The following is an 18,813-nucleotide window of genomic DNA, read 5'->3' as shown; positions in this document are numbered from 1 at the left end:
GCCCCTTTCCCAACCGCATCCACACGCCGTGCCGACGATCCCATTTTTTGACGCCATCATCATCGGCGCCGGCGCGGCCGGCCTGTTCTGCGCGGGCCAGGCGGGCCAGCGGGGGCTGAAGGTTTTGCTCATCGACCATGCCGACAAGGTGGCAGAGAAGATCCGCATCTCGGGCGGCGGGCGCTGCAACTTCACCAACCGCGACCTGGACCCGGCCGCACCCCACAAGCACTTTGTGGGGCAGAACCCGCAGTTCTGCCGCTCGGCGCTGTCGCGCTACACGCCGCAGGATTTCATTGCGCTGGTGGACAAGCACGGCATCGCCCACCACGAAAAACACAAGGGCCAGCTGTTTGCCGACCGTTCGGCCGAGGACATCATTGCCATGCTGCTGGCCGAGTGCGCGGCGGGTGGGGTGACCCATTGGCAGCCTTGTACCGTCAGAAGCATAGCCTTTTTGGCCGCTACCGCGCATCCATCAAGCGCTGATAGCTATCAAATTGATACTGACCGGGGCCCGGTGCAAGCGCGGTCGCTGGTGATTGCCACGGGCGGGCTGTCGATCCCCAAGATCGGCGCCACGGACTTCGGCTACCGGCTGGCGCAGCAGTTCCAGATCCCGCTGGTGGAGCGCCGCCCGGGCCTGGTGCCGCTGACCTTTGACGGTGCGGACTGGGCGCCATATGCACAGTTGGCAGGGCTGGCGCTGCCGGTCCAGATCAGCACGGGTGCCAAAAAAGCCCGCATGGCGTTTGATGAAGACCTGCTGTTCACCCACCGGGGCCTGTCGGGCCCTGCCGTATTGCAGATTTCGAGCTACTGGCAGGAGGGCACGCCGCTGGCCATCAACCTTGCGCCCACCGTGGATCTGCCTGCGGCGCTGGCGCAGGGCAAGTCGCGTTCGCGCAAGCTGATTGCCAACGAGCTGGCCACCCTGGTGCCCAGCCGCCTGGCCGACGCCTGGGCCAGCCGCGAAGCCGACTGGCAGCGCCCCATCAACGAAGCCAGTGATAAGGCCCTGGCGCGCCTGGCCGAGCAGCTGGCGCGCTGGGAGCTGACGCCCACAGGCACCGAGGGCTACAAGAAGGCCGAGGTCACGCTGGGTGGCGTGGACACCAAGGCGCTGTCGCAGCAGACCATGGAGTGCAAGACGCAGCCCGGCCTGTATTTCATTGGCGAGGTGGTGGACGTGACGGGATGGCTGGGCGGCTACAACTTCCAGTGGGCCTGGGCCAGCGCGCATGCGTGTGCGCAAGCGCTGCCGCTGGCCGGTGGTGCATGACGCATCACTGAAGCGGAAGACACCACCAGGACAACGCGCCTACACTCCGGCCAGCCCACCGGGCTTTCACCCCGGGCGTCTTTTCATCAGGGGACCGGCATGGATGCGATGGAGCGCGCAGAAAAATTGCAGGCCGCCGCCACGGCCGTCGGTGCCCTCGTAGCGTTGGTGCCTGCGGCGAGCATCGGCGGCAACATCTTTGTCGCCATCCTCGCAGCGCTGGGTGTCGGATCGTTGGCCGGGGGCGCGGTCATGCTGCGCTGGCTGCTTACCGACGAAGGCGATGCCTACCTGCGGGCCGACTCGCGCATCTCGGGTCGCTCCACATCACGCCCCGCCGTGTGGCTGGGCAATCTGGCGCCGGGCGTGATCCTGACCGGACTGGCGGTTTTGCTCCACCTGCGCCTGGGCTGACCCCGGCAAGCCCCGCAGCGCGGCGCGGCGTCACCCCATCAGCGGTGCGGGTTGTGTGCTGGTGGCATCCAACGTACGCAACGATGCCCCCTGCAGCAAGCGGTGCTGCAGCGCCCAGGCCTCCAGGTGGTCCAGCGGCAAGGGGCGGCTGAAGTAGTAGCCCTGCAGCTCCTCGCAGTCCAGCGCGCCCAGCACCTGGGCCGTGGCCAGGTCTTCCACGCCTTCGGCCACGATGCGCAGCCCCAGCGTGTGGCCCAGCGCGATGATGGCGCGGGTGATGGCCATGTCGGCGGGGTTGGTCAGCATGTCGCGCACAAAGGACTTGTCCACCTTGAGTCGGTCGATATCAAAGCGCTTGAGGTAGGCCAGGCTCGAATACCCCGTGCCGAAGTCGTCGATGGACAGCTGCACGCCCAGTGCCTTGAGTGCTGCCAGTTGCTGCGCGGCGGCATGGGCGTTGTCCATGAGCTGCGATTCGGTGATCTCCAGCTCCAGCCGGTGGGCGGGCATGCCGGTGCGGGCGAGCAGCGCCTCGATGTCGGACACCAGCGCAGGGTCGGACAGCTGGGCGGCCGAGAGGTTGACGGAGATCGACACATCTGCCAGCGGGTGCGCGCCCTGGCCCTGGGGCAGTGCCTGCCAGCGCACCCACTGCTCGCAGGCCTGCTGCAGCACCCAGCCGCCAATCGCGCGGATCATGCCGCTTTCTTCGGCGATGGGGATGAACTCGCTGGGCGGGATGGCGCCCAGCACCGGGCTGTTCCACCGCAGCAGCGCCTCCACCCCCAGCAGGCGCGCGCCCTTGGCGGACAGGCGCGGCTGGTAGTGCAGGCTCAGCTCGTTGCGCTCCAGCGCGCGGCGCAGCTGCTGCTCCATGGTCTGGCGTGCCACGGCACGCAGGTCAGTTTCCATCGAGTAGAACAGCGCCATGTCGCGGCCGGTGGTCTTGGCCTCGTACATGGCGGCGTCGGCGCGGCGCATGAGTTCGTCGATGTCGCTGCCGTCCTCGGGGTAGACCGCAATGCCCACGCTGCACGACACGTTCAGCTCATGCCCTTCCACCGGGTGGCTCTGGCGGATGAGCGGGATCAGGCGCCGCTCCACCAGCTGCTGCACGTCCTCGCGCCCGGCCACGTCGCGCATCACCACCACAAACTCGTCGCCGCCCAGGCGGCTCACCGTGTCACGGCTGCGCACGGCCTGCGTGAGGCGCGCGGCCACCGAGCGCAGCAGGCCGTCGCCAATGTGGTGGCCCAGCGTGTCGTTGATGGATTTGAAGCGGTCCAGGTCGATGAACAGCACGGCCACCTTCTCGCCGGTGATGGGTGCCTGGGCCAGTGCCATCTGCAGGCGCTGCACACACAGCGAGCGGTTGGGCAGTTCGGTGAGCACGTCGTGGTGCGCGAGGAACTGGATGCGTTCCTCGTTGTGCTTGCGGTCGGTGATGTCGATGGCAATGCCGATGTGGTTGGCCACGGCGCCCCCCTTGCCCTCGCGCACGGCCGACACCATGAGCCAGGCCGGGTAGGTCTCGCCCGAGCGGCGGCGAAACCGCACCTCGCCCTGCCAGGACTCCTTGTCGGCCATGGTGCGGCGGATCTGCGCCGACAGCGGCTCGCCCCCGGCTTCTTCCAACAGCGAGCCCAGGCCTTCGCCGATGAGTTCGTAGAAGTCGTAGTGCGTGCTGCGGCAAAACGCCTTGTTCACGCTGATGATCTGCTGATCGGCGTTCATGATGATGATGCCTTCGGACGAGGCCTCGAACACCTTGGCCCACAGCTCCAGGCGCTGCTCCATGACCTTGAGCACATTGATGGGCGTGAACGCCGTGAGCACCGAGTCGCGCCCCTGGAACTGCAGGCGCCGCGCCGACAGCACGGCCCACGAAGGCTCAGGGCTGCCCTTCCAGCGCACTTCAAATTCATCAACCGAGCCCTGGTCCGCCAGGCGCTGAAAGAACCGCGCGCGCACGCCAGGCTCCAGCCCCACGGCCCAGGGGTCGGTCTTGCGACCACCCAGCCAATGGGCGGCGGGCGCGTTGGAGTGCAGCACCTCGTGCTCGGGGATGGACGTGACCACCATGGGGATGGGGAAGGCCTCCACCAGCTCGCGCTGCGCCTCGGCCGCGCGGGCGCTGGCGGCAAGCTCCTGCTGCAGCACGCGGTCGCGGTCGAGCTGCGACAGCATCTCGTTGAACGCGGTGAACAGGCGGCCGATTTCGTCGCGGCTGTTCCACTGCGCGCGCAGGGTGTGGTCGCCGCTCTTGCGCACCTCGTCAGCCACCCGCGCCAGCTGCTGCAGGGGCTTGGCGATCTGGCGTGCCACCAGCGTGACGAGCGAGAGGATGCAACCCAGCAGCACCAGGGCCGTGCCCAGGTGCAGCCACATGCGCGCAAACAGGCTGTCCACCCGCTGGTTCAACAGACGCTCCAGGTCCACGATGCCCACCGACCAGGCATCGCGCAGCGCGCCCAGCACCTGGGCCTGCTGCGCGCCCACCTGGGCCAGCGTCAGGCGCGATTCGCCAGCGGCAATGCCCTGCAGCAGGGCCTGCAGGCTCGCCAGCGACGCCTTGAGCGCCTCGCGCTGCGGGCCCAAGGCCGCGCGCATCTCGGGGGACCCTGCAATGAAGGCCTGGTTGTAGTCCGACTCAATGCCCTGCGCCACCGCGTCCAGCCGCCCCACCAGCGTGAGCAGCTCCGAGTTCCACTGCGGCCCCCGCGCCGAGGGCGCCGCACTCAGAAAACTCACCGTGTCGTGCACCGCCTGCAGCAGCTCCGGGAAGCGCAGCACCACCAGCGACATCACGTAGTAGCTGTCCAGGTCCGGGTCCAGGATCAGATTGGACTGGTTGCCCACGGTGGTGAGCAGCTCGCGCCCCTCGCGCAACAGCTGGCTGCGCTGCAGGGTGAGCGACGGGGTATTGCCCCCGGCGGATACCCCCGGGGCGGGCGATGCCGTGCCGGGCAACTGCTCCAGCGCGGTACTGAAGCGCTGGCCTGCATCGCCGGTGTGCAACTGCTCGTCATGGGCCTCGCGCACCACGGCCAGCCGGGCCAGCACCTCAGCCACCGGCGGTGGCTGCTGGGACGCATCCAGAAACTGCCCCAGCAAGCCGTCGCGCACCACCGCCGCATAGGTGGTGCCCACGATCTCCTTGCGCGTGAAGTCGATGGCCAGGTACTTCTCATGGATCAGGATGCTGGAGACGTAGATCACCGCCGTCAGGTCCAGCAGATAGATGAGCATGAGCTTGCGGCCCACACTGAGGCGGCCCAGCCAACCCGATACGCGGCGCATGAATGCCATGGTGTTGTGGCGGGGCCGCCCGGGCGGATGGCCAGGGCTCCCCACCGATGAGTAGGAGTGTTACAACATGAAGCAAATTTCGCGCCATTGCCGACCTGGCAACCGCCCCAGACGCCATCCTCGCGCAACATCCACCGAAAGGCGGGCGCCCCTTGCACCACTGGCGCGGATAGAGGCTATAATCTCCGGCTTTGCTGGCAATGCCCCGTCGGCCAAATACTAGTTACAGACGGGGAAACCGCTTTGTACGGACTTGAGGCCCGATCTCCCCAAGCCCCTCTGCAGGCACATTTGGAAAACATTAGCTAATGACTACGATCCGCGTAAAAGAAAACGAACCCTTTGACGTTGCCCTGCGCCGCTTCAAGCGCACCATTGAAAAGCTCGGCCTGCTGACCGACCTGCGCGCCCGTGAGTTCTACGAAAAGCCCACCGCCGAGCGCAAGCGCAAGAAGGCTGCTGCCGTGAAGCGTCACTACAAGCGCGTTCGCAGCATGCAACTGCCCAAGAAGCTGTACTAAGTACCGCTTTGGCCCCGTTCTGATACGGAGTGCCGACAAACCCGCGCTAGGGACGCCAAGCGCGGGTTTTTGTTTTTTCGGGTTTGCAAAAAGCCCCTCTGGCGTCGTTGTAGCGCCTTGCCGTAGCAAGACTACTGTCTGCGGCACTACGCCTAGCCAGAGGGGCTTTTTGCAAACCCTAAGTCCCTGCCTGACCCACACAAAGACAAGGAAAAGCCTCATGAGCCTCAAGGACCAGATCACCGAAGACATGAAAACCGCCATGCGCGCCAAGGACAGCGAGCGCCTGGGCACCATCCGCCTGCTGCAGGCGGCGATGAAGCAAAAGGAAGTGGACGAGCGCATCGTGCTGGACGACGCGGCCATCGTGGCCATCGTGGACAAGCTCATCAAGCAGCGCAAGGACTCGATCACCGCGTTTGAAGGCGCGGGCCGCCAGGATCTGGCCGACAAGGAAAAGGCCGAGATGGCCGTGCTGCAGGCCTACCTGCCCGAGCGCATGTCGGCCGAAGAAACGCTGGCTGCCGTGAAGGCCATCGTGGCCGAAATCGGCGCCTCGGGCCCCGGCGACATGGGCAAGGTGATGGGCGTGGTCAAGACCCGCCTGGCGGGCAAGGCCGACATGGGCCAGGTGTCGGCCGCCGTGAAGGCTGCGCTGGCGGGCTGATCGCCCCCTCACCACCACCCCATCAGTATCTTTTTGATAGCTGCTACCGCTTGCCAGACGGGCGGTAGCGGCTATTTTTTCTTCAAACGAGAGCGCTTGCGCCCGCGTCCGCACCCCGCGCCATCCACCCGGCGCGGAAATGCGCCTGCAGAAACTCCACACACACCCGCACCTTGGCCGACCGCTCCAGCCGCGTGGGGTACACGGCCCACACATTGGCTTCTTGCTGCCACTGCGGCAGCACCTGCACCAGGCGCCCCGTCTGCAGGTGCGCGCCCACGTCCCACAGCGAGCGCAGCACAATGCCGCGCCCATCCACCGCCCACTGCACGGCCATCTCGCCGTTATTGGCCGACAGCGGGCCGCGCACCTTGACCGATTCTTCCTGCGCGCCGCTGCGCAGGCGCCACACGCCAAACGGGTGGTCGCGCTCCTTGATCACCAGGCAATCGTGCGCGGCCAGATCGGCCACGGAGCGCGGCGCGCCCTTGCGCTGCAGGTAGGCAGGCGCTGCGCACAACACGCGGTGGTTGTCTGCCAGGCGGCGGGCAATGAGGTGCCGCGCAATCTCGTCGCCCACGCGCACGTCCAGGTCAAACCCTTCGCCCGCCACGTCCACCAGCCGGTCGAACACCTCCAGCCGCACCTGCACCCCCGGGTGCTGCTCCACCAGCCGCGACAGCGCGGGCGCCACGATCTGGCGGCCGAAGCCAAAGCTGCTGCTCACCCGCAGCAGCCCGCGTGGCTCGCTGCGCGTCACGGCCACCTCTTGCATCAGCTGTTCCATGTCGTCCAGGATGCGCTGCGCCCAGTGGAACACCCGCTCGCCCTCCTCCGTCACTGCCACGCGGCGGGTGGTGCGGTGCAGCAGCTTGACCTGCAGGTCCTGCTCCAGCAGGCGGATGCGCTTGCTCACGTAGGCAGGTGAAGTGCCCAGCTCGGTGGCGGCACCACCAAAGCTGGCCTTGCGCACCACGGCCGTGAACACGCGCAGATCTTCTGCAGCAGGATTTTTATGCACGATGTGTAAATGATGAAGCCACAGTCGGCGGATTGTAGTTTTCAACAGCGCTGGGAACAATGCACGCCAAACCGCTGGCTGCGCCTTGCAGCAGCGCTCCTCCCCACACCGCAAGGACTGCTTGATGACCTCTTCCGCCACCTCCAAAACCTACCGCATCGCCCTCATTGCCGGAGACGGCATTGGCAAGGAGGTGATGCCCGAAGGCCTGCGTGTGGTGCAGGCCGCTGCAGCGCGCTTTGGCATTGCGCTCGAAACCACCTCCATCGACTGGGCCAGCTGCGACTACTACGCCGCGCACGGAAAAATGATGCCCGACGACTGGAAGGCGCAGCTTGCGGGCATGGACGCGATCTTCTTCGGCGCCGTCGGCTGGCCTGCCACCGTGCCGGACCACGTGTCCCTGTGGGGGTCCCTCCTCAAGTTCCGCCGCGAGTTCGACCAGTACATCAACCTGCGCCCCGTGCGCCTGTTCGAGGGCGTGCCCTGCCCCCTGGCCGGCCGCCAACCCGGCGACATCGACTACTACGTGGTGCGCGAGAACACCGAGGGCGAGTACACGTCCCTGGGTGGCCTCATGTACGAAGGCACCGACCGCGAAATCTGCATCCAGGAATCCGTCTACTCCCGCCACGGTGCCAACCGCCTGCTGAAGTTCGCCTTCGACCTGGCGCAGAGCCGCCCTAAGAAGCACGTCACCCTGGCCACCAAGAGCAACGGCATCGCCATCAGCATGCCCTGGTGGGACCAGCGTGCCGACGATGTCGCCAAGGACTACCCCGAGGTCACGCTGGATAAGCAGCACATCGACATCCTCACCGCCCGCTTTGTGCTGCAGCCCGGCCGTTTTGACGTGGTGGCCGCCACCAACCTGTTTGGCGACATCCTCTCCGACCTGGGCCCGGCTACCACCGGCACCATCGGCCTGGCGCCGTCGGCCAACCTGAACCCTGAGCGCACCTTCCCCAGCCTGTTCGAGCCCGTGCATGGCTCGGCGCCCGACATCTATGGCAAAAACATCGCCAACCCGATTGCGATGATCTGGTCCGGCGCGCTGATGCTGGACTTCCTGACGCAGGGCCAGGGCGCAGGACGGGCGGCGCACGATGCCATCGTCAACGCCATCGAAGAAGTGATCAAAAGCGGTCCGCGCACGCCGGACCTGGGCGGCACGGCCAGCACCACGCAGGTGGGACGGGCCATTGCGGAGCGGGTCACCACAGCCGCATAGCGGCACCGAAGCTCGGAAACTTACCGCTGACAATGAACGGCAGGTCGCCAGCGATAACTTCACCCAGCTACTACTTCAATTCCGGTTGAGTAAATAGAAATCTGCCCATAACCAATCATTTTGAATGAGATCCAACATAAAACTCGCCACCACCATCGTCTACATCAGCGCCATGGCATCGGTCGCCATCGGCAACGCCCATGCATGCAGCTGCAGCCTGGCCTCCGCAGAAAGAGATGGCCCACAAACCACGATCATATTCAAAGGAATTGCAACAGAAGGACCCACCGATATCACTCAAGAAGCAGGTTATTATAAATTTTCACCCACAAAAATATACAAAGGCGATCAAGGAAAACCCATCACCATCTACAGCCCAAAGAATACCTGCGGACAGTTCTTTCAAAAAAATACAGAGTACATGGTGTTTGCCTATAATAATAAAGGCACGCTGACCACCAGCATCTGCCGTTCATGGCCTATTTCTGCAAGGTATTCAGCAAATACAAAAGAAGTTGAAGAATATTTCGACAAGAACAAGTAGCCACTCTCAGACCCAACACCCACCGGACTCCCCGCCATGCCCATGAAGTCACCCGCCCCATTGCCCGCCGAGGAAATCAGCAGGGCAGAGATCATCGAGAACTGGGCACTGTTCCTGGCAGTACTCGGGACCATTCCCTGGGCGGTCTATCTCATCAACGATGTCTTTCCGCGCTGGGACATCCGCTTCATGAAACTCGGAATACTGATTTTCAGCATCATCATTCCACCCCTGGCGATCTGGAGATTGGTGGGTATCCTGGCCCAAAAAATCTATCCTCCGAAAAATCCGCCCGTCCATCTCCATAAAAAATATTCAGCAGTGAGCAAAAGCACGACAAGTCATGATATGGGCTTCATCGCAGGCACCCCGGTTCACACCCGCAATGGCTTGGTGTCCATTGAGAAAATTCGCGTAGGTGATTGGGTCTGGACCAAGGCAGAAATGGGTGCCGAACTGCTGTGCAAACAGGTTACAAAAGTATGGGAATTTCCAGAACAACCCGCGCTGGCCATACAAGTGATCTTGAATGAAGATCGCATCAAGCGGCTTTCAGTACCGGATGAACAACTCGCCACACGAATGATCATCATGGGAGCCAAGCAACCTCTGCAAACCATGATGGGTGGCTGGATGGAAGCAGAAAGAATAGGCCGTGGCGAATGTCTAGGGATAAAAAATGAGGGCTATGCGTATGTTTCGGCCTCGGCCGCCGCTGTTTTAAAAACACACAATCCTCTTCATGGACTGCACTCTACGGATGATGCACCGGACTGCGGCTGGGGCCAGTTGATTGATTTCACTCGCTATCCGCATGTGGACTTCAGCCAAGCCACTGTGGAATTTGATTCATTTGAGGAAGGCTATCTTCCACCAGAGATGTGGCACCCCACATACAGCATCGAGATGGGAAACAGCGATATCTTCTTCGTTGGTGATCTACGTAGCCATCAATCACCCAAAGCACAAGCAGAAGGTTTAATTGCGCGCTGTGTCACACGCATTGAAAAATTCAATTAAAAGAAGAATTTAGCATCAGATATTATTTGGAATAAAAATATGAGACCATCCCGTTTAGGATTTACCATCACACTATGGCTGATGACCCTGGCAACCTTTTTTCTATTTGCAAGCAAAATAACTCCGTGGATTCAATTTCATTATTTTTCCGAGCCTGCGGTTCTGCATTATGGTCCAGAGCCAGATCTCGACAGCTTTGAAAAAGCGCAAAAATATAAAATTCAAATGGAAAAAAAAGGAAGCTCGGTCGTTCTTAAGATGAATTCTGGCAACAGCGTGACAGCCTTTGCACACGTCGCAGGAGACAAGGCGCACCATAAGGCGCAAACCAGAGAGGGATTGCCCGTCTATTTTATAAAAAAAGGGGTGGACACGGTGAGCATCATTGGCAGCTTAGATGAGCTTGAATCACCCTGGCCGCCATTTATTTTATTTATTCCATTTCTCGTTGTTTCTATCTTGGCCACGAAGCTATTTCGTCGAGAGATAAACGACTGATCGGAGAGGCTGCTGAAATGCAGCCCCCATAGTCACCCAACCAACCGCGCGTCTCAGGAATGATGCCTGAGGCGCAACTTGTAGAAAAGCCTTGTTGGCGTCGATTGCGAAGGCCATTAGCCTGCGGGTAAAAAGCCCTCACCCACCACCCAGCGACACCGGACCTGGGCGGCACGGCCAGCACCACGCAGGTGGGCGAGGCGATTGCGGCGCGGGTGGCGGGGCGCTGAGCCACGGCCCTCAGCCTCACGCTCCTATTTCAATAGCTTTAAAGGCATACCCACCGCGCGGCAACGGCCTTTTTCGCCTGAAAAAACGGGTTATGTGGCAATGTCCTCGTGCAGACAGAGGTAGTTGCCCTCGGTGTCCTTGAACCACGCGGCCTTCTCGGCGCCCAGCACACACACGTGATTGACGGTCTTGAGGCCCGGGAAGTCGTAGTCCTCGAAGACCACCTTCGCGCGTTTCAGTGCCTCGATGGTGGCCGCTATGTCGGCCACCTGGAAACTGATGGCCGTGTGGTCGGCCTTGGTGCCTTCCGGCTTGGGGAACAGCGCCAGCGTGCTGCCCCCCACCGCATAGACAAACTTGCCATCGGGCCGGAACCCACCGGGCTTCAGGCCCAGACAACCCTCGTAGAAGGCGCGGGCGCGGTCCATGTCCATCACAGGCAGCATGGTGGTTACGGAAGCATCGGACAACATACCAGGTCCTTTCGCTCAATCCGGCCCCGGGCCTTGCAGCCCCCTGGTGCACACCAGGCCCCGGTTCGGGCCGCCTGACCGGTGGTGCAGTGTAGGCCGATCCCCTCCGCCTCACCAGTGCACGCAGTGCAGGCAGTGAGGAGGCCCGCCCCCGTCACCCCCCATGGGGCGGCACCCGGAAGTTCTCGCTGATGTGTTTTTCCGCCCGCGCAAGGGCGGCACCCAGCGCCCGCTGCCACCGCCCGCCCAGACGCCGCACCCGCCGGGGCCAGCGGCCCCCAGGGGCCGGGTGCTCTGGCACAACCCCCGGCGGCTGGCAGGCCTGGGATTGGCGGGTCGTGCTTTCGGGGTCCAGACGGGTGGGATGCAACATGGCCCGGATGCTCGGGCTTGGCATACCATCTGTAAAGTTGAATTCAATGAAGCCTCAATTCATAAAAACTGATGCGTAACTTCAACCTGGACCACTTGCAGACGCTGATCGCCATTGCCGACCTGGGCAACTTTGCAGCGGCCGCACAGGCGCTGCACCTGGCGCCGCCCACCGTCAGCCTGCACATCAAGGAGCTCGAGTCGCGCCTGCAGGCCGACCTGGTGGTGCGAGGCCGACGGCAGGCCGAGCTGACGCCCGCAGGCGAAGTGCTGGTGCAGGAGGGGCGCCAGCTGCTGCTTGCCTGCGACGACCTGATGGAGCGCGTGCGCCGCCGCGCCTCGGGGCGCGAGGGCATCGTGCGTGTGGGCGTGTCGGCGGGCGTGAGCACGCGCCTGCTGCCGCGCATGCTGGAGGCACTGGCGGCGCGCTGCCCCGGTGTGGAGATCCGGCTGGAGGCCGTCGGATCGGCCGAGTCCATGCAGCGGCTCAAGGCAGGCACGCTGGACATTGGCATCATCGCCAGCCCCCAGCCGCCTTTGGCCGAGGTACGCCAGGCCCCTTGGCGCAACGACCCCATGGTGGCGTTGCTGCCTGCGGCCTGGGACGCGCCCGCGTTCGCAACCCCCGACTGGCTGGCCACTCGCCGCTGGGCGTCGTTTGCGCCCGCCACGCAAATGCACGGGCTGATTGCCAACTGGTTTGGCCAGGCGGGCCACCACCCACGCCCCTTTCTGGCGCTGAGCTACCCCGGCGCGCTCAAGAGCCTGGCCGTGGCCAGCCAGTGCGCCGCGCTGCTGCCGATGGAGGAGGTGGAGGACCTGCAGGGCACGCCTGGCGTGCAGATCCGCCCTCTGCAGCCCCTCCTCATGCGCCCCATGGCTGTGGCGCACCGCCACCAGCCACCGCCCTCACCTGCGGTGGAGGGCGTGCTGCAACTGCTGGCCGAGTTTGCGGACTGTGGGGAGTAACAGCTGGGCTTGCCGCCTGCCATCACACGGGTGGCAAGACCGGAGCGCCTGGGGCACGCCGAGCCGCAGGCCGCCGCAAATAGGGCTGCACAAACAGGTACAGCCCCGTCAACAGCAGCAGCGCCAGCGGCGGCAGGGGTGCATAGGTCACCCAGTCGGGCGGGTTGCCCGGACCCATCCCCCGAGCCACGAAATTGGCGATGACAGTCAGCGTGAACGCCATCGACACCCAGCGGTGAAACCGCCGAATGCCCACACCGGCGCTCATTGCGCACCTCCGGCCGCGAGTTGGATCATCTTCCAGCCATTGCCCGCCGGGTCCCGAAAACCCGCATCCACATTGCCGTACCGGTCCACGGGCTCCTGCGTGAACTCCACACCCTGGTCGCGCAGCCGGGCATACGCAGCGCGGCAATCTGCCACATGCAACACCAGCGGCGGCATGGCGCCCTTGGCCACCATGGCGCGCAGCGTCTGCGCCGTGGCGGCATCGTGGATGGGCGGGCCGGGTGTGAACAGCCCCAGCTGAAAGCCCGGCTGGTCAGGATGCTGCACTGTCAGCCAGCGGTAGGGGCCGTTGCGCACGTCCGTGTGCACCTGAAACCCGAGCTTGCCCACATAGAACGCAAGCGCTTCGTCCTGGTCGTCCACATACACCCCCACCACACCAATGCCTTGGTTCTTCGTCATCAGATCTCCTTGGTTGCTAAGAGCCTGTTCAAGGTCTTTTTGGAGATCGCATTGGAGTGCAATCGGGAGGAGTGGATGCTTCGGATGCGCCGCATGGGCTCGTGCCCATGCAAGCAGCCGGGGCTTCCAATCGCCCGATTTCACTCCAACCCTTCGGGCAAGTGCCTTGCCGGGCGGTCTGCGGTGTTGCGGCGCTTGCCAATAGCCGAGCTATTGGCTGCCCACCGCGCCTTGCATCCCATCCCGGCAAGGTACTTGTGCGACTCCAAAAAGACCTTGAACAGGCTCTAGGACCGATTTGTACCTTCCGCCAGGCGGCGGCGCTTCTCCAAAACTGCTGTGGTGAGGTCGGGGCGTTGCGCGGCCTTCAACACACAGGCGGGCACCTGATCCAGGGGCGTGGCACTGGCCTGGGCCTCCAGCCGTACCGCACTGGGGCTCATCCCCGTGATGTCGCGAAAGATGCGCCCGAAGGTGCCCAGGCTCTCCCAGCCGGTGGCAAACGCAATCTCGGTGATGGGCAGGTTCGTATCGCGCAGCAGCGTGGTGGCCTGCTCGATGCGGCGGGTCAGCAGGTAGCGGTGGGGCGGAATGCCAAACGCCTGCCGAAACGAGCGGGCGAAGTGCGCCTCTGAAACGCCGCTGACCTCGGCCAGCCGCTGAACTGGCCAGGCCTCGTGCGATGCGGCGTCCATGCGGTCCTTGGCGCGCAGCAGGCGGCGCAACAGGGCCGGGTCCTGCGGCGCAATAGCCGCACCCGACGCCTGTTCCGACGGCGCGGCGGGCGCGCTGGAGGGCAATGGGTGCGGGCGCTCAGAGGGCATGCGCGAAGCATATCGCCTTGGGGTCTGGCGACCCGCCCGATCTTCCCGGGCAGGGACTGCTGCTGGCACACACACTCGGAGTCGCTTTTCAGGCTACCTGCACATCGCCAAAGACTTCGAGCGCCTGGCCGTTCAACGCCCGCAACGTGTCCATGGAGTCCACCGCCTCGCCCAAGGCCAGCGCACCGCTGCGCTGGTACGCCGGGGCCATCAGGCGCTGCGCGGCCTCCAGCACGAGGGGCGCCGTCACGGCATAGATGTCCTGGCCGCGCACACCGGCCGTCCGCACCACGCCGTTCTGCACCAGCCGCACCACCAGTTCAAAACGCTGGGCCGACCGGCCGCTGCCATCCACCGCCGTGGGCGGCGGGGTGCTGGCATCGCGGATGTCGGCCAGGGCCGAGCGGTTGATGAGCGAGCGGATGGTGTCGGCCTGCAGGTGGTGGGCCAGGGTGATGGTCTCGCTGAACGGCAGCTCGACCATGGCATAGGTCGCCAGAGGCGCGGCAAAGGTCCAGTCGGGCACGTCGGCGGCGGGCACCAGCGGCACCAGGCGCCCGCCCTGCACCACCTGGCGCTGCGCCTTGTTGCGCTCGCCCGTCAGGCGCGTGCCTTCGGTGGGCCACCAGCGGTCCAGCCCCATGGCGACGGTGATCTCGTCGATGGGGCCGGGCGCGGCGAGCGCGCTGGCCAGCAGGTCAGCCAGGCCGCCATAAAAACCAGCGGCGGGCACCACCGCGCGCCCGGCGGCCACGGCGGGCGCCTGCAGATCGGCAAAGGTGGCCTGGGCGCTGGGCTGCTCGGCGGTCACATCGATGTAGTGGGCGCCCGCCTGCAGCGCGGCCTGCGCCACTGGGGTGGCCGTGTCCATGAAGGGCCCCGCGCAGTGGATGACCACGCCACAACCGGCAAAGGCCTGCACCAGCGCCGCCGGGTCGTCCAGCGCCGCCACGCGGCACTCCACCCCCGAGGGAAACAGCGCAGCCAGCCGGGTGGCATTGCGCCCCACGGCCACCACGCGCAGGCCACGGCGCAAGGCCTCCTGCACCACAAACTGGCCGGTATGGCCGCTGGCACCGTACACCGCGATGGAAGAAACAGAGGATGTCATGGAGAACCTTTCGGGAAAGAAGTGGAGGGAAAAATTGACGATACAGACCTGTCTGTTGTTTGAAGATTACAGACAGGTCTGTATCATGTCAAGCATGGCTGCACATTCTTTTTCCCATCCCCTCCCGGCAACCACGCCCGGCGCCCGCCCCAAGCCTGCGTCACGGCGCGCTGCGACGGCCTCCAGCGAGCCCGTGCAGGACTTGCGCGAGCGCATCCTCGACACGGCGTCGAGCTTGTTCTACCAACGCGGCGTGCGTGCCGTGGGGGTGGACCTGGTGGTGGCCGAAGCGGCCGTGGCCAAGACCAGCCTGTACCGCTACTTCCCCACCAAGGACGACCTCATCGTGGCGTTTCTGGAGCGTGAAGACGTGGACTTCTGGGGCCTGTGGGATGCGGTGGCGGCGCAGCATGCCAACGACCCGGCCGCCGAGCTGCAGGCCCATATGCAGTGGATCGGCGAGCGGCTGGGCCGGTCCAACTACCGGGGCTGCCCGCAAATCAACGTGGCGGCCGAATTTGCCGAGCAGGACCACCCGGCCCGCCAGGTGGCCCGGCAGCACATGGTGGCGCTGCGCAGCCGCCTGCACGGCATTGCCCAGCGGCTGGGCGTGCCCCGGCCCGAGGCCCTGGCGGCCCAGCTGGCTGTGCTCATCAATGGGGCTTTTGTGAGTTCAGGCCTGCTCAGCGGCGAGGAGGCAACCCCTGTGCTGCAAGCAGCAGTGCAGGCCTTGCTGGCGGGTGCGCGGGCAGGCAACACGTAGCGCAACAGCTGCTCAAAAAACAAAAAGGCCCTCGCTCGTCGCGAGGGCCTTTTGCATCAGCGTAGCCCTTTGCTGCGGCTGCGCTGCGAACCAAACATCAGCTCCCCGCCACCTTCATGCGGTTGACCAGGATGGAGCCCACGGTTTTGGCGCCGTAGTTGTAGGCGTCGGCGCCCACGGCCTCAATGCCCTTGAGCATGTCCTTCAGATTGCCCGCGATGGTGATCTCGTGCACGGGGAAGGCGATCTTGCCGTTCTCCACCCAGAACCCGCTCGCGCCGCGCGAATAGTCGCCCGTCACGTAATTCACGCCCTGCCCCATCAGCTCCACCACAAACAGGCCCGTGCCCAGCTTTTGCAGCATGGCGTCCAGGTTGTCGCTGGCCTGGGTGAGGCGCGAGGTCATCACCAGGTTGTGCGAGCCACCAGCGTTGCCCGTGGTCTTCATGCCCAGCTTGCGCGCCGAGTAGCTCGACAGGAAGTAGCCTTCCACCCGCCCGCCCTTGACCACCTTGCGCGGTGCCACGCGCACGCCTTCTTCATCGAACGGCGAGCTGCCCTTGCCGCCCAGGATGAACGGATCTTCGAGGATGTCGATGTGCTTGGGGAAGACCATCTTGCCCAGCGAGTCGAGCAAGAAACTGCTCTTGCGGTAGAGCGCGCCGCCACTCACGGCCTGCACAAACCCTCCCAGCAGGCCTGCGGCCAAGGTCGATTCGAACAGCACGGGGCATTGCGTGGTGGGGATCTTGCGGCTGCCCAGGCGGCTCAGCGCTCGTTGCGCGGCGTAGCGGCCCACGGCCTCGGGCGATGCCAGTTCGGTGGCGTCGCGCATGGAGCTGTACCAGGCATCGCGCTGCATCTCGCCGTTCTTGCCGGGCAGGGACGCAATAGGTGCCACCGAGAAGCTGTGGCGCGAGCTGGCATAACCACCGCGAAAGCCGCGCGTGTGGGCGCTGAAGAAATGGCTTTGCTGGGCCGACACACCCGCGCCTTCGCTGTTGGTGATGCGGCGGTGTGTCTTGAACGCAGCGGCTTCGCAGGCCTTGGCCATCTCGGCCGCTTCTTCGCTGGTGATGGCCCAGGGGTGGAACAGGTCCAGGTCACGGTGCGTGTCGGCCTGGGCGATGTCATCGGCGTCCGGCAGGCCTGCCATGGGATCTTCAGCCGTGAAACGGGCGATGTCGTAGGCTGCCTGCACGGTCTGCTCGATGGCCTTGTTCGAGAAATCGGAAGTGCTGGCATTGCCACGGCGTTTGCCAAGGTACACCGTCACGCCCAGCGATTTGTCGCGGTTGCGCTCTACGTTCTCCAGCTCGCCCTTGCGCACGCTGACCGACAGGCCGCAGCCTTCAGACGCCTCGGCGCCAGCGTCGGTGGCGCCCAGCTTCTTGGCATGCGCCAGGGCGCGGTCCACCAGCTCTTCAAAAAACGGGCGGCTGTAGCTGAAGCCGCTGTCGGGGGTGCGGGAGGTGGCTGCTGCGGGCGCAGCAGCCAGCGCGCCGGGGGTGCGCGGGGCGCGGTTGGAGGGTTTATTCATAGCGGCGGCTATGATACTTGCCACTTTGGCGCACTCGCTGCCACCTCTCTCTTTGCCCCCACCCCATGTCACGCAAACCCAAAAAAGGCTACTTTGTGAAGGGCCATTTTGTTGCCGAAGGCAGCGAACTGGACATTCAACTCAAGGCCGAACTCAAAGGCACGCCCGATGCCAGCCGCACCGATCTCAAACGCGAGAGCGATGAACTGCAAGACCTGGGCAAGGAGTTGCTGACCCTGCGCGCTGACCTGTTCGACGCCGTGGGCCTGCCCGACAAACTGGTGGAAGCGCTGGCCGAGGCCAAGCGCATCACCAACTTTGAAGGCAAGCGCCGCCAGATGCAGTACGTGGGCAAGCTCATGCGCAAGCTGGAGCCCGAACTGGTGGACGCCGCCCGCCAAGCCCTGGAAGAGCAACACAAGGGCTCTGCCACCGAAAAGCTGCAGCTGCACCTGGCCGAACAATGGCGCGACCGGCTGATTGCCGACGACGACACGCTGGCCGCCTGGATGGCCGAGCACCCCACCACCGACACGCAGCAGCTGCGCGCGCTGATCCGCCAGGCCCGCAAGGACGCCCAACCTGCGGGCAAGGAGGCCAATGTCCAGGTCTCGCAAGGTCTGGCCCCGCGCAAGGGCCGCGCATACCGCGAACTGTTCCAGCTGGTACGCGAGCACCTGGGTGGCACGGGCATGGCAGATGCCAGCGACACCAACGAGGACAACAGCGATGAGTGAGCCCCTGCACGACCCGGTAAAGATCGGCATCGTCTCCATCAGCGACCGCGCCAGCACCGGCGTCTACGAGGACAAGGGCCTGCCTGCGCTGCAGGACTGGCTCACACGCGCGCTGCACAACCCCATCACCTTCGAGCCGCGCCTCATCCCCGACGAACAGGCGGGCATCAGCGCCACGCTGATCGAGCTGGTGGACGCCGGTTGCGCCTTGGTACTCACCACCGGCGGCACCGGCCCTGCGCTGCGCGACGTGACGCCCGAGGCCACGCTGGCCGTGGCGCACAAGGAGATGCCGGGCTTTGGCGAGCAGATGCGCCAGATCAGCCTGAAGTTCGTGCCCACCGCCATCCTCTCGCGCCAGGTGGCCGTGGTCCGTGGGCAAAGCCTGATCATCAACCTGCCGGGCCAGCCCAAGGCGATTGCCGAGACGCTGGAGGGGCTGAAGGATGCGGACGGACAGCAGATCGTGCCGGGCATCTTTGCCGCCGTGCCCTACTGCATCGATTTGATCGGCGGGCCGTACCTGGAGACGCGCGATGAGGTGTGCAAGGCGTTCCGGCCCAAGACAGCCATTCGCGCACCGCGCACGGCCTGAC

The 18,813-nt window shown here is 64.6% G+C and carries 20 protein-coding genes; 12 read left to right on the top strand and 8 right to left on the bottom strand.

The genetic code is table 11. From position 1 onward, the window contains the following. The first annotated feature begins 28 nt into the window (after positions 1-28). The gene (locus CBY09_RS04945) at positions 29-1,282 is read left to right on the top strand and encodes a BaiN/RdsA family NAD(P)/FAD-dependent oxidoreductase (RefSeq protein ID WP_094286986.1); all 1,254 of its coding nucleotides are present in this window, start codon (positions 29-31) and stop codon (positions 1,280-1,282) included. Positions 1,283-1,381: 99 nt separating this feature from the next. Beyond that, complete coding sequence (locus CBY09_RS04940; RefSeq protein WP_094286984.1) at positions 1,382-1,696, top strand: hypothetical protein; 315 nt, start codon at positions 1,382-1,384, stop codon at positions 1,694-1,696. 30 nt (positions 1,697-1,726) lie between these two features. On the opposite strand, the gene CBY09_RS04935 is transcribed toward CBY09_RS04940, so the two are convergent. After that, positions 1,727-5,005 carry an EAL domain-containing protein gene (locus CBY09_RS04935; protein ID WP_094286982.1) on the bottom strand — a complete coding sequence of 1,093 codons (3,279 nt, stop codon included), beginning with the start codon at positions 5,003-5,005 and terminating at the stop codon, positions 1,727-1,729. Between the two features lie 308 nt (positions 5,006-5,313). Between CBY09_RS04935 and rpsU the strand changes: the two genes are divergently transcribed. Both rpsU and CBY09_RS04925 read left to right on the top strand, forming a co-directional pair. Next, entirely contained in the window at positions 5,314-5,526 is a 213-nt protein-coding gene (gene rpsU / locus CBY09_RS04930) for a 30S ribosomal protein S21 (RefSeq protein WP_007833691.1), read from the top strand. A 220-nt stretch (positions 5,527-5,746) separates the two neighbouring features. Continuing rightward, a complete protein-coding gene (locus tag CBY09_RS04925) occupies positions 5,747-6,193 on the top strand; it encodes a GatB/YqeY domain-containing protein (RefSeq protein ID WP_094286980.1) in 447 nt (148 codons plus the stop codon). Positions 6,194-6,275: 82 nt separating this feature from the next. On the opposite strand, the gene CBY09_RS04920 is transcribed toward CBY09_RS04925, so the two are convergent. Further along, the gene (locus CBY09_RS04920) at positions 6,276-7,214 is read right to left on the bottom strand and encodes a LysR substrate-binding domain-containing protein (RefSeq protein WP_205734090.1); all 939 of its coding nucleotides are present in this window, start codon (positions 7,212-7,214) and stop codon (positions 6,276-6,278) included. A gap of 124 nt (positions 7,215-7,338) precedes the next feature. Between CBY09_RS04920 and CBY09_RS04915 the strand changes: the two genes are divergently transcribed. From CBY09_RS04915 to CBY09_RS23605, 4 genes are all read left to right on the top strand, one after another. Next, positions 7,339-8,445: a tartrate dehydrogenase gene (locus CBY09_RS04915; protein ID WP_094286976.1), complete on the top strand. Its 1,107-nt coding sequence runs from the start codon at positions 7,339-7,341 to the stop codon at positions 8,443-8,445. A 124-nt stretch (positions 8,446-8,569) separates the two neighbouring features. Continuing rightward, positions 8,570-8,989 (top strand): hypothetical protein, encoded by a 420-nt coding sequence (locus CBY09_RS23615; RefSeq protein ID WP_165773864.1) that lies wholly within the window; start codon positions 8,570-8,572, stop codon positions 8,987-8,989. Positions 8,990-9,031: 42 nt separating this feature from the next. Beyond that, positions 9,032-10,009 (top strand): hypothetical protein, encoded by a 978-nt coding sequence (locus CBY09_RS23610; RefSeq protein ID WP_205734089.1) that lies wholly within the window; start codon positions 9,032-9,034, stop codon positions 10,007-10,009. Between the two features lie 39 nt (positions 10,010-10,048). Further along, positions 10,049-10,507: a hypothetical protein gene (locus CBY09_RS23605; RefSeq protein ID WP_133066234.1), complete on the top strand. Its 459-nt coding sequence runs from the start codon at positions 10,049-10,051 to the stop codon at positions 10,505-10,507. A 320-nt stretch (positions 10,508-10,827) separates the two neighbouring features. On the opposite strand, the gene CBY09_RS04905 is transcribed toward CBY09_RS23605, so the two are convergent. Next, positions 10,828-11,211 carry a VOC family protein gene (locus CBY09_RS04905; protein ID WP_094286972.1) on the bottom strand — a complete coding sequence of 128 codons (384 nt, stop codon included), beginning with the start codon at positions 11,209-11,211 and terminating at the stop codon, positions 10,828-10,830. Positions 11,212-11,655: 444 nt separating this feature from the next. On the opposite strand from CBY09_RS04905, the gene CBY09_RS04900 reads away from it, so the two are divergent. After that, positions 11,656-12,552 (top strand): LysR family transcriptional regulator, encoded by an 897-nt coding sequence (locus CBY09_RS04900; RefSeq protein WP_094286970.1) that lies wholly within the window; start codon positions 11,656-11,658, stop codon positions 12,550-12,552. 22 nt (positions 12,553-12,574) lie between these two features. On the opposite strand, the gene CBY09_RS04895 is transcribed toward CBY09_RS04900, so the two are convergent. From CBY09_RS04895 to CBY09_RS04875, 4 genes are all read right to left on the bottom strand, one after another. Beyond that, a complete protein-coding gene (locus CBY09_RS04895; protein ID WP_094286968.1) occupies positions 12,575-12,820 on the bottom strand; it encodes a hypothetical protein in 246 nt (81 codons plus the stop codon). Then, positions 12,817-13,242: a VOC family protein gene (locus CBY09_RS04890; protein ID WP_094286966.1), complete on the bottom strand. Its 426-nt coding sequence runs from the start codon at positions 13,240-13,242 to the stop codon at positions 12,817-12,819. Before CBY09_RS04890 ends, CBY09_RS04895 begins: the two co-directional genes overlap by 4 nt. A 287-nt stretch (positions 13,243-13,529) precedes the next feature. Then, positions 13,530-14,066 (bottom strand): helix-turn-helix domain-containing protein, encoded by a 537-nt coding sequence (locus CBY09_RS04880; RefSeq protein WP_240515583.1) that lies wholly within the window; start codon positions 14,064-14,066, stop codon positions 13,530-13,532. A gap of 88 nt (positions 14,067-14,154) precedes the next feature. Then, complete coding sequence (locus CBY09_RS04875) at positions 14,155-15,177, bottom strand: saccharopine dehydrogenase NADP-binding domain-containing protein (protein WP_094286957.1); 1,023 nt, start codon at positions 15,175-15,177, stop codon at positions 14,155-14,157. A 94-nt stretch (positions 15,178-15,271) separates the two neighbouring features. On the opposite strand from CBY09_RS04875, the gene CBY09_RS04870 reads away from it, so the two are divergent. Next, a complete protein-coding gene (locus CBY09_RS04870) occupies positions 15,272-15,940 on the top strand; it encodes a TetR/AcrR family transcriptional regulator (protein WP_094286955.1) in 669 nt (222 codons plus the stop codon). Between the two features lie 97 nt (positions 15,941-16,037). On the opposite strand, the gene pmbA is transcribed toward CBY09_RS04870, so the two are convergent. Continuing rightward, positions 16,038-17,480, bottom strand: a complete 1,443-nt coding sequence (pmbA, locus tag CBY09_RS04865; protein WP_094286953.1) for a metalloprotease PmbA — start codon at positions 17,478-17,480, stop codon at positions 16,038-16,040. A 65-nt stretch (positions 17,481-17,545) separates the two neighbouring features. On the opposite strand from pmbA, the gene yjgA reads away from it, so the two are divergent. Together yjgA and mog are read left to right on the top strand one after the other, a co-directional pair. Beyond that, positions 17,546-18,217 (top strand): ribosome biogenesis factor YjgA, encoded by a 672-nt coding sequence (gene yjgA, locus CBY09_RS04860; RefSeq protein ID WP_094286951.1) that lies wholly within the window; start codon positions 17,546-17,548, stop codon positions 18,215-18,217. Further along, on the top strand, positions 18,210-18,812 hold the full coding sequence (gene mog, locus CBY09_RS04855; RefSeq protein WP_094286949.1) for a molybdopterin adenylyltransferase: 603 nt from the start codon (positions 18,210-18,212) through the stop codon (positions 18,810-18,812). Before yjgA ends, mog begins: the two co-directional genes overlap by 8 nt. The last annotated feature ends 1 nt before the right edge of the window (position 18,813 follow it).

The organism is Acidovorax kalamii, from assembly GCF_002245625.1.
GTDB classification, from domain to species: Bacteria; Pseudomonadota; Gammaproteobacteria; order Burkholderiales; family Burkholderiaceae_C; genus Acidovorax; species Acidovorax kalamii.
This window is presented reverse-complemented; position numbering and strand designations above follow the sequence as displayed.

Bases quoted from the DNA above. Each gene is read 5' to 3' on its own strand.
- CBY09_RS04925 (WP_094286980.1), top strand. From the start codon at position 5,747: ATGAGCCTCAAGGACCAGATCACCGAAGACATGAAAACCGCCATGCGC.
- CBY09_RS04875 (WP_094286957.1), bottom strand. From the start codon at position 15,177: ATGACATCCTCTGTTTCTTCCATCGCGGTGTACGGTGCCAGCGGCCAT.
- CBY09_RS23610 (WP_205734089.1), top strand. From the start codon at position 9,032: ATGAAGTCACCCGCCCCATTGCCCGCCGAGGAAATCAGCAGGGCAGAG.
- CBY09_RS04900 (WP_094286970.1), top strand. From the start codon at position 11,656: ATGCGTAACTTCAACCTGGACCACTTGCAGACGCTGATCGCCATTGCC.
- CBY09_RS04915 (WP_094286976.1), top strand. From the start codon at position 7,339: ATGACCTCTTCCGCCACCTCCAAAACCTACCGCATCGCCCTCATTGCC.
- pmbA (WP_094286953.1), bottom strand. From the start codon at position 17,480: ATGAATAAACCCTCCAACCGCGCCCCGCGCACCCCCGGCGCGCTGGCT.
- CBY09_RS04880 (WP_240515583.1), bottom strand. From the start codon at position 14,066: ATGCCCTCTGAGCGCCCGCACCCATTGCCCTCCAGCGCGCCCGCCGCG.
- CBY09_RS04890 (WP_094286966.1), bottom strand. From the start codon at position 13,242: ATGACGAAGAACCAAGGCATTGGTGTGGTGGGGGTGTATGTGGACGAC.
- CBY09_RS04870 (WP_094286955.1), top strand. From the start codon at position 15,272: ATGGCTGCACATTCTTTTTCCCATCCCCTCCCGGCAACCACGCCCGGC.
- CBY09_RS23615 (WP_165773864.1), top strand. From the start codon at position 8,570: ATGAGATCCAACATAAAACTCGCCACCACCATCGTCTACATCAGCGCC.
- rpsU (WP_007833691.1), top strand. From the start codon at position 5,314: ATGACTACGATCCGCGTAAAAGAAAACGAACCCTTTGACGTTGCCCTG.
- CBY09_RS04940 (WP_094286984.1), top strand. From the start codon at position 1,382: ATGGATGCGATGGAGCGCGCAGAAAAATTGCAGGCCGCCGCCACGGCC.
- mog (WP_094286949.1), top strand. From the start codon at position 18,210: ATGAGTGAGCCCCTGCACGACCCGGTAAAGATCGGCATCGTCTCCATC.
- CBY09_RS04935 (WP_094286982.1), bottom strand. From the start codon at position 5,005: ATGGCATTCATGCGCCGCGTATCGGGTTGGCTGGGCCGCCTCAGTGTG.
- CBY09_RS04905 (WP_094286972.1), bottom strand. From the start codon at position 11,211: ATGTTGTCCGATGCTTCCGTAACCACCATGCTGCCTGTGATGGACATG.
- CBY09_RS23605 (WP_133066234.1), top strand. From the start codon at position 10,049: ATGAGACCATCCCGTTTAGGATTTACCATCACACTATGGCTGATGACC.
- yjgA (WP_094286951.1), top strand. From the start codon at position 17,546: ATGTCACGCAAACCCAAAAAAGGCTACTTTGTGAAGGGCCATTTTGTT.
- CBY09_RS04895 (WP_094286968.1), bottom strand. From the start codon at position 12,820: ATGAGCGCCGGTGTGGGCATTCGGCGGTTTCACCGCTGGGTGTCGATG.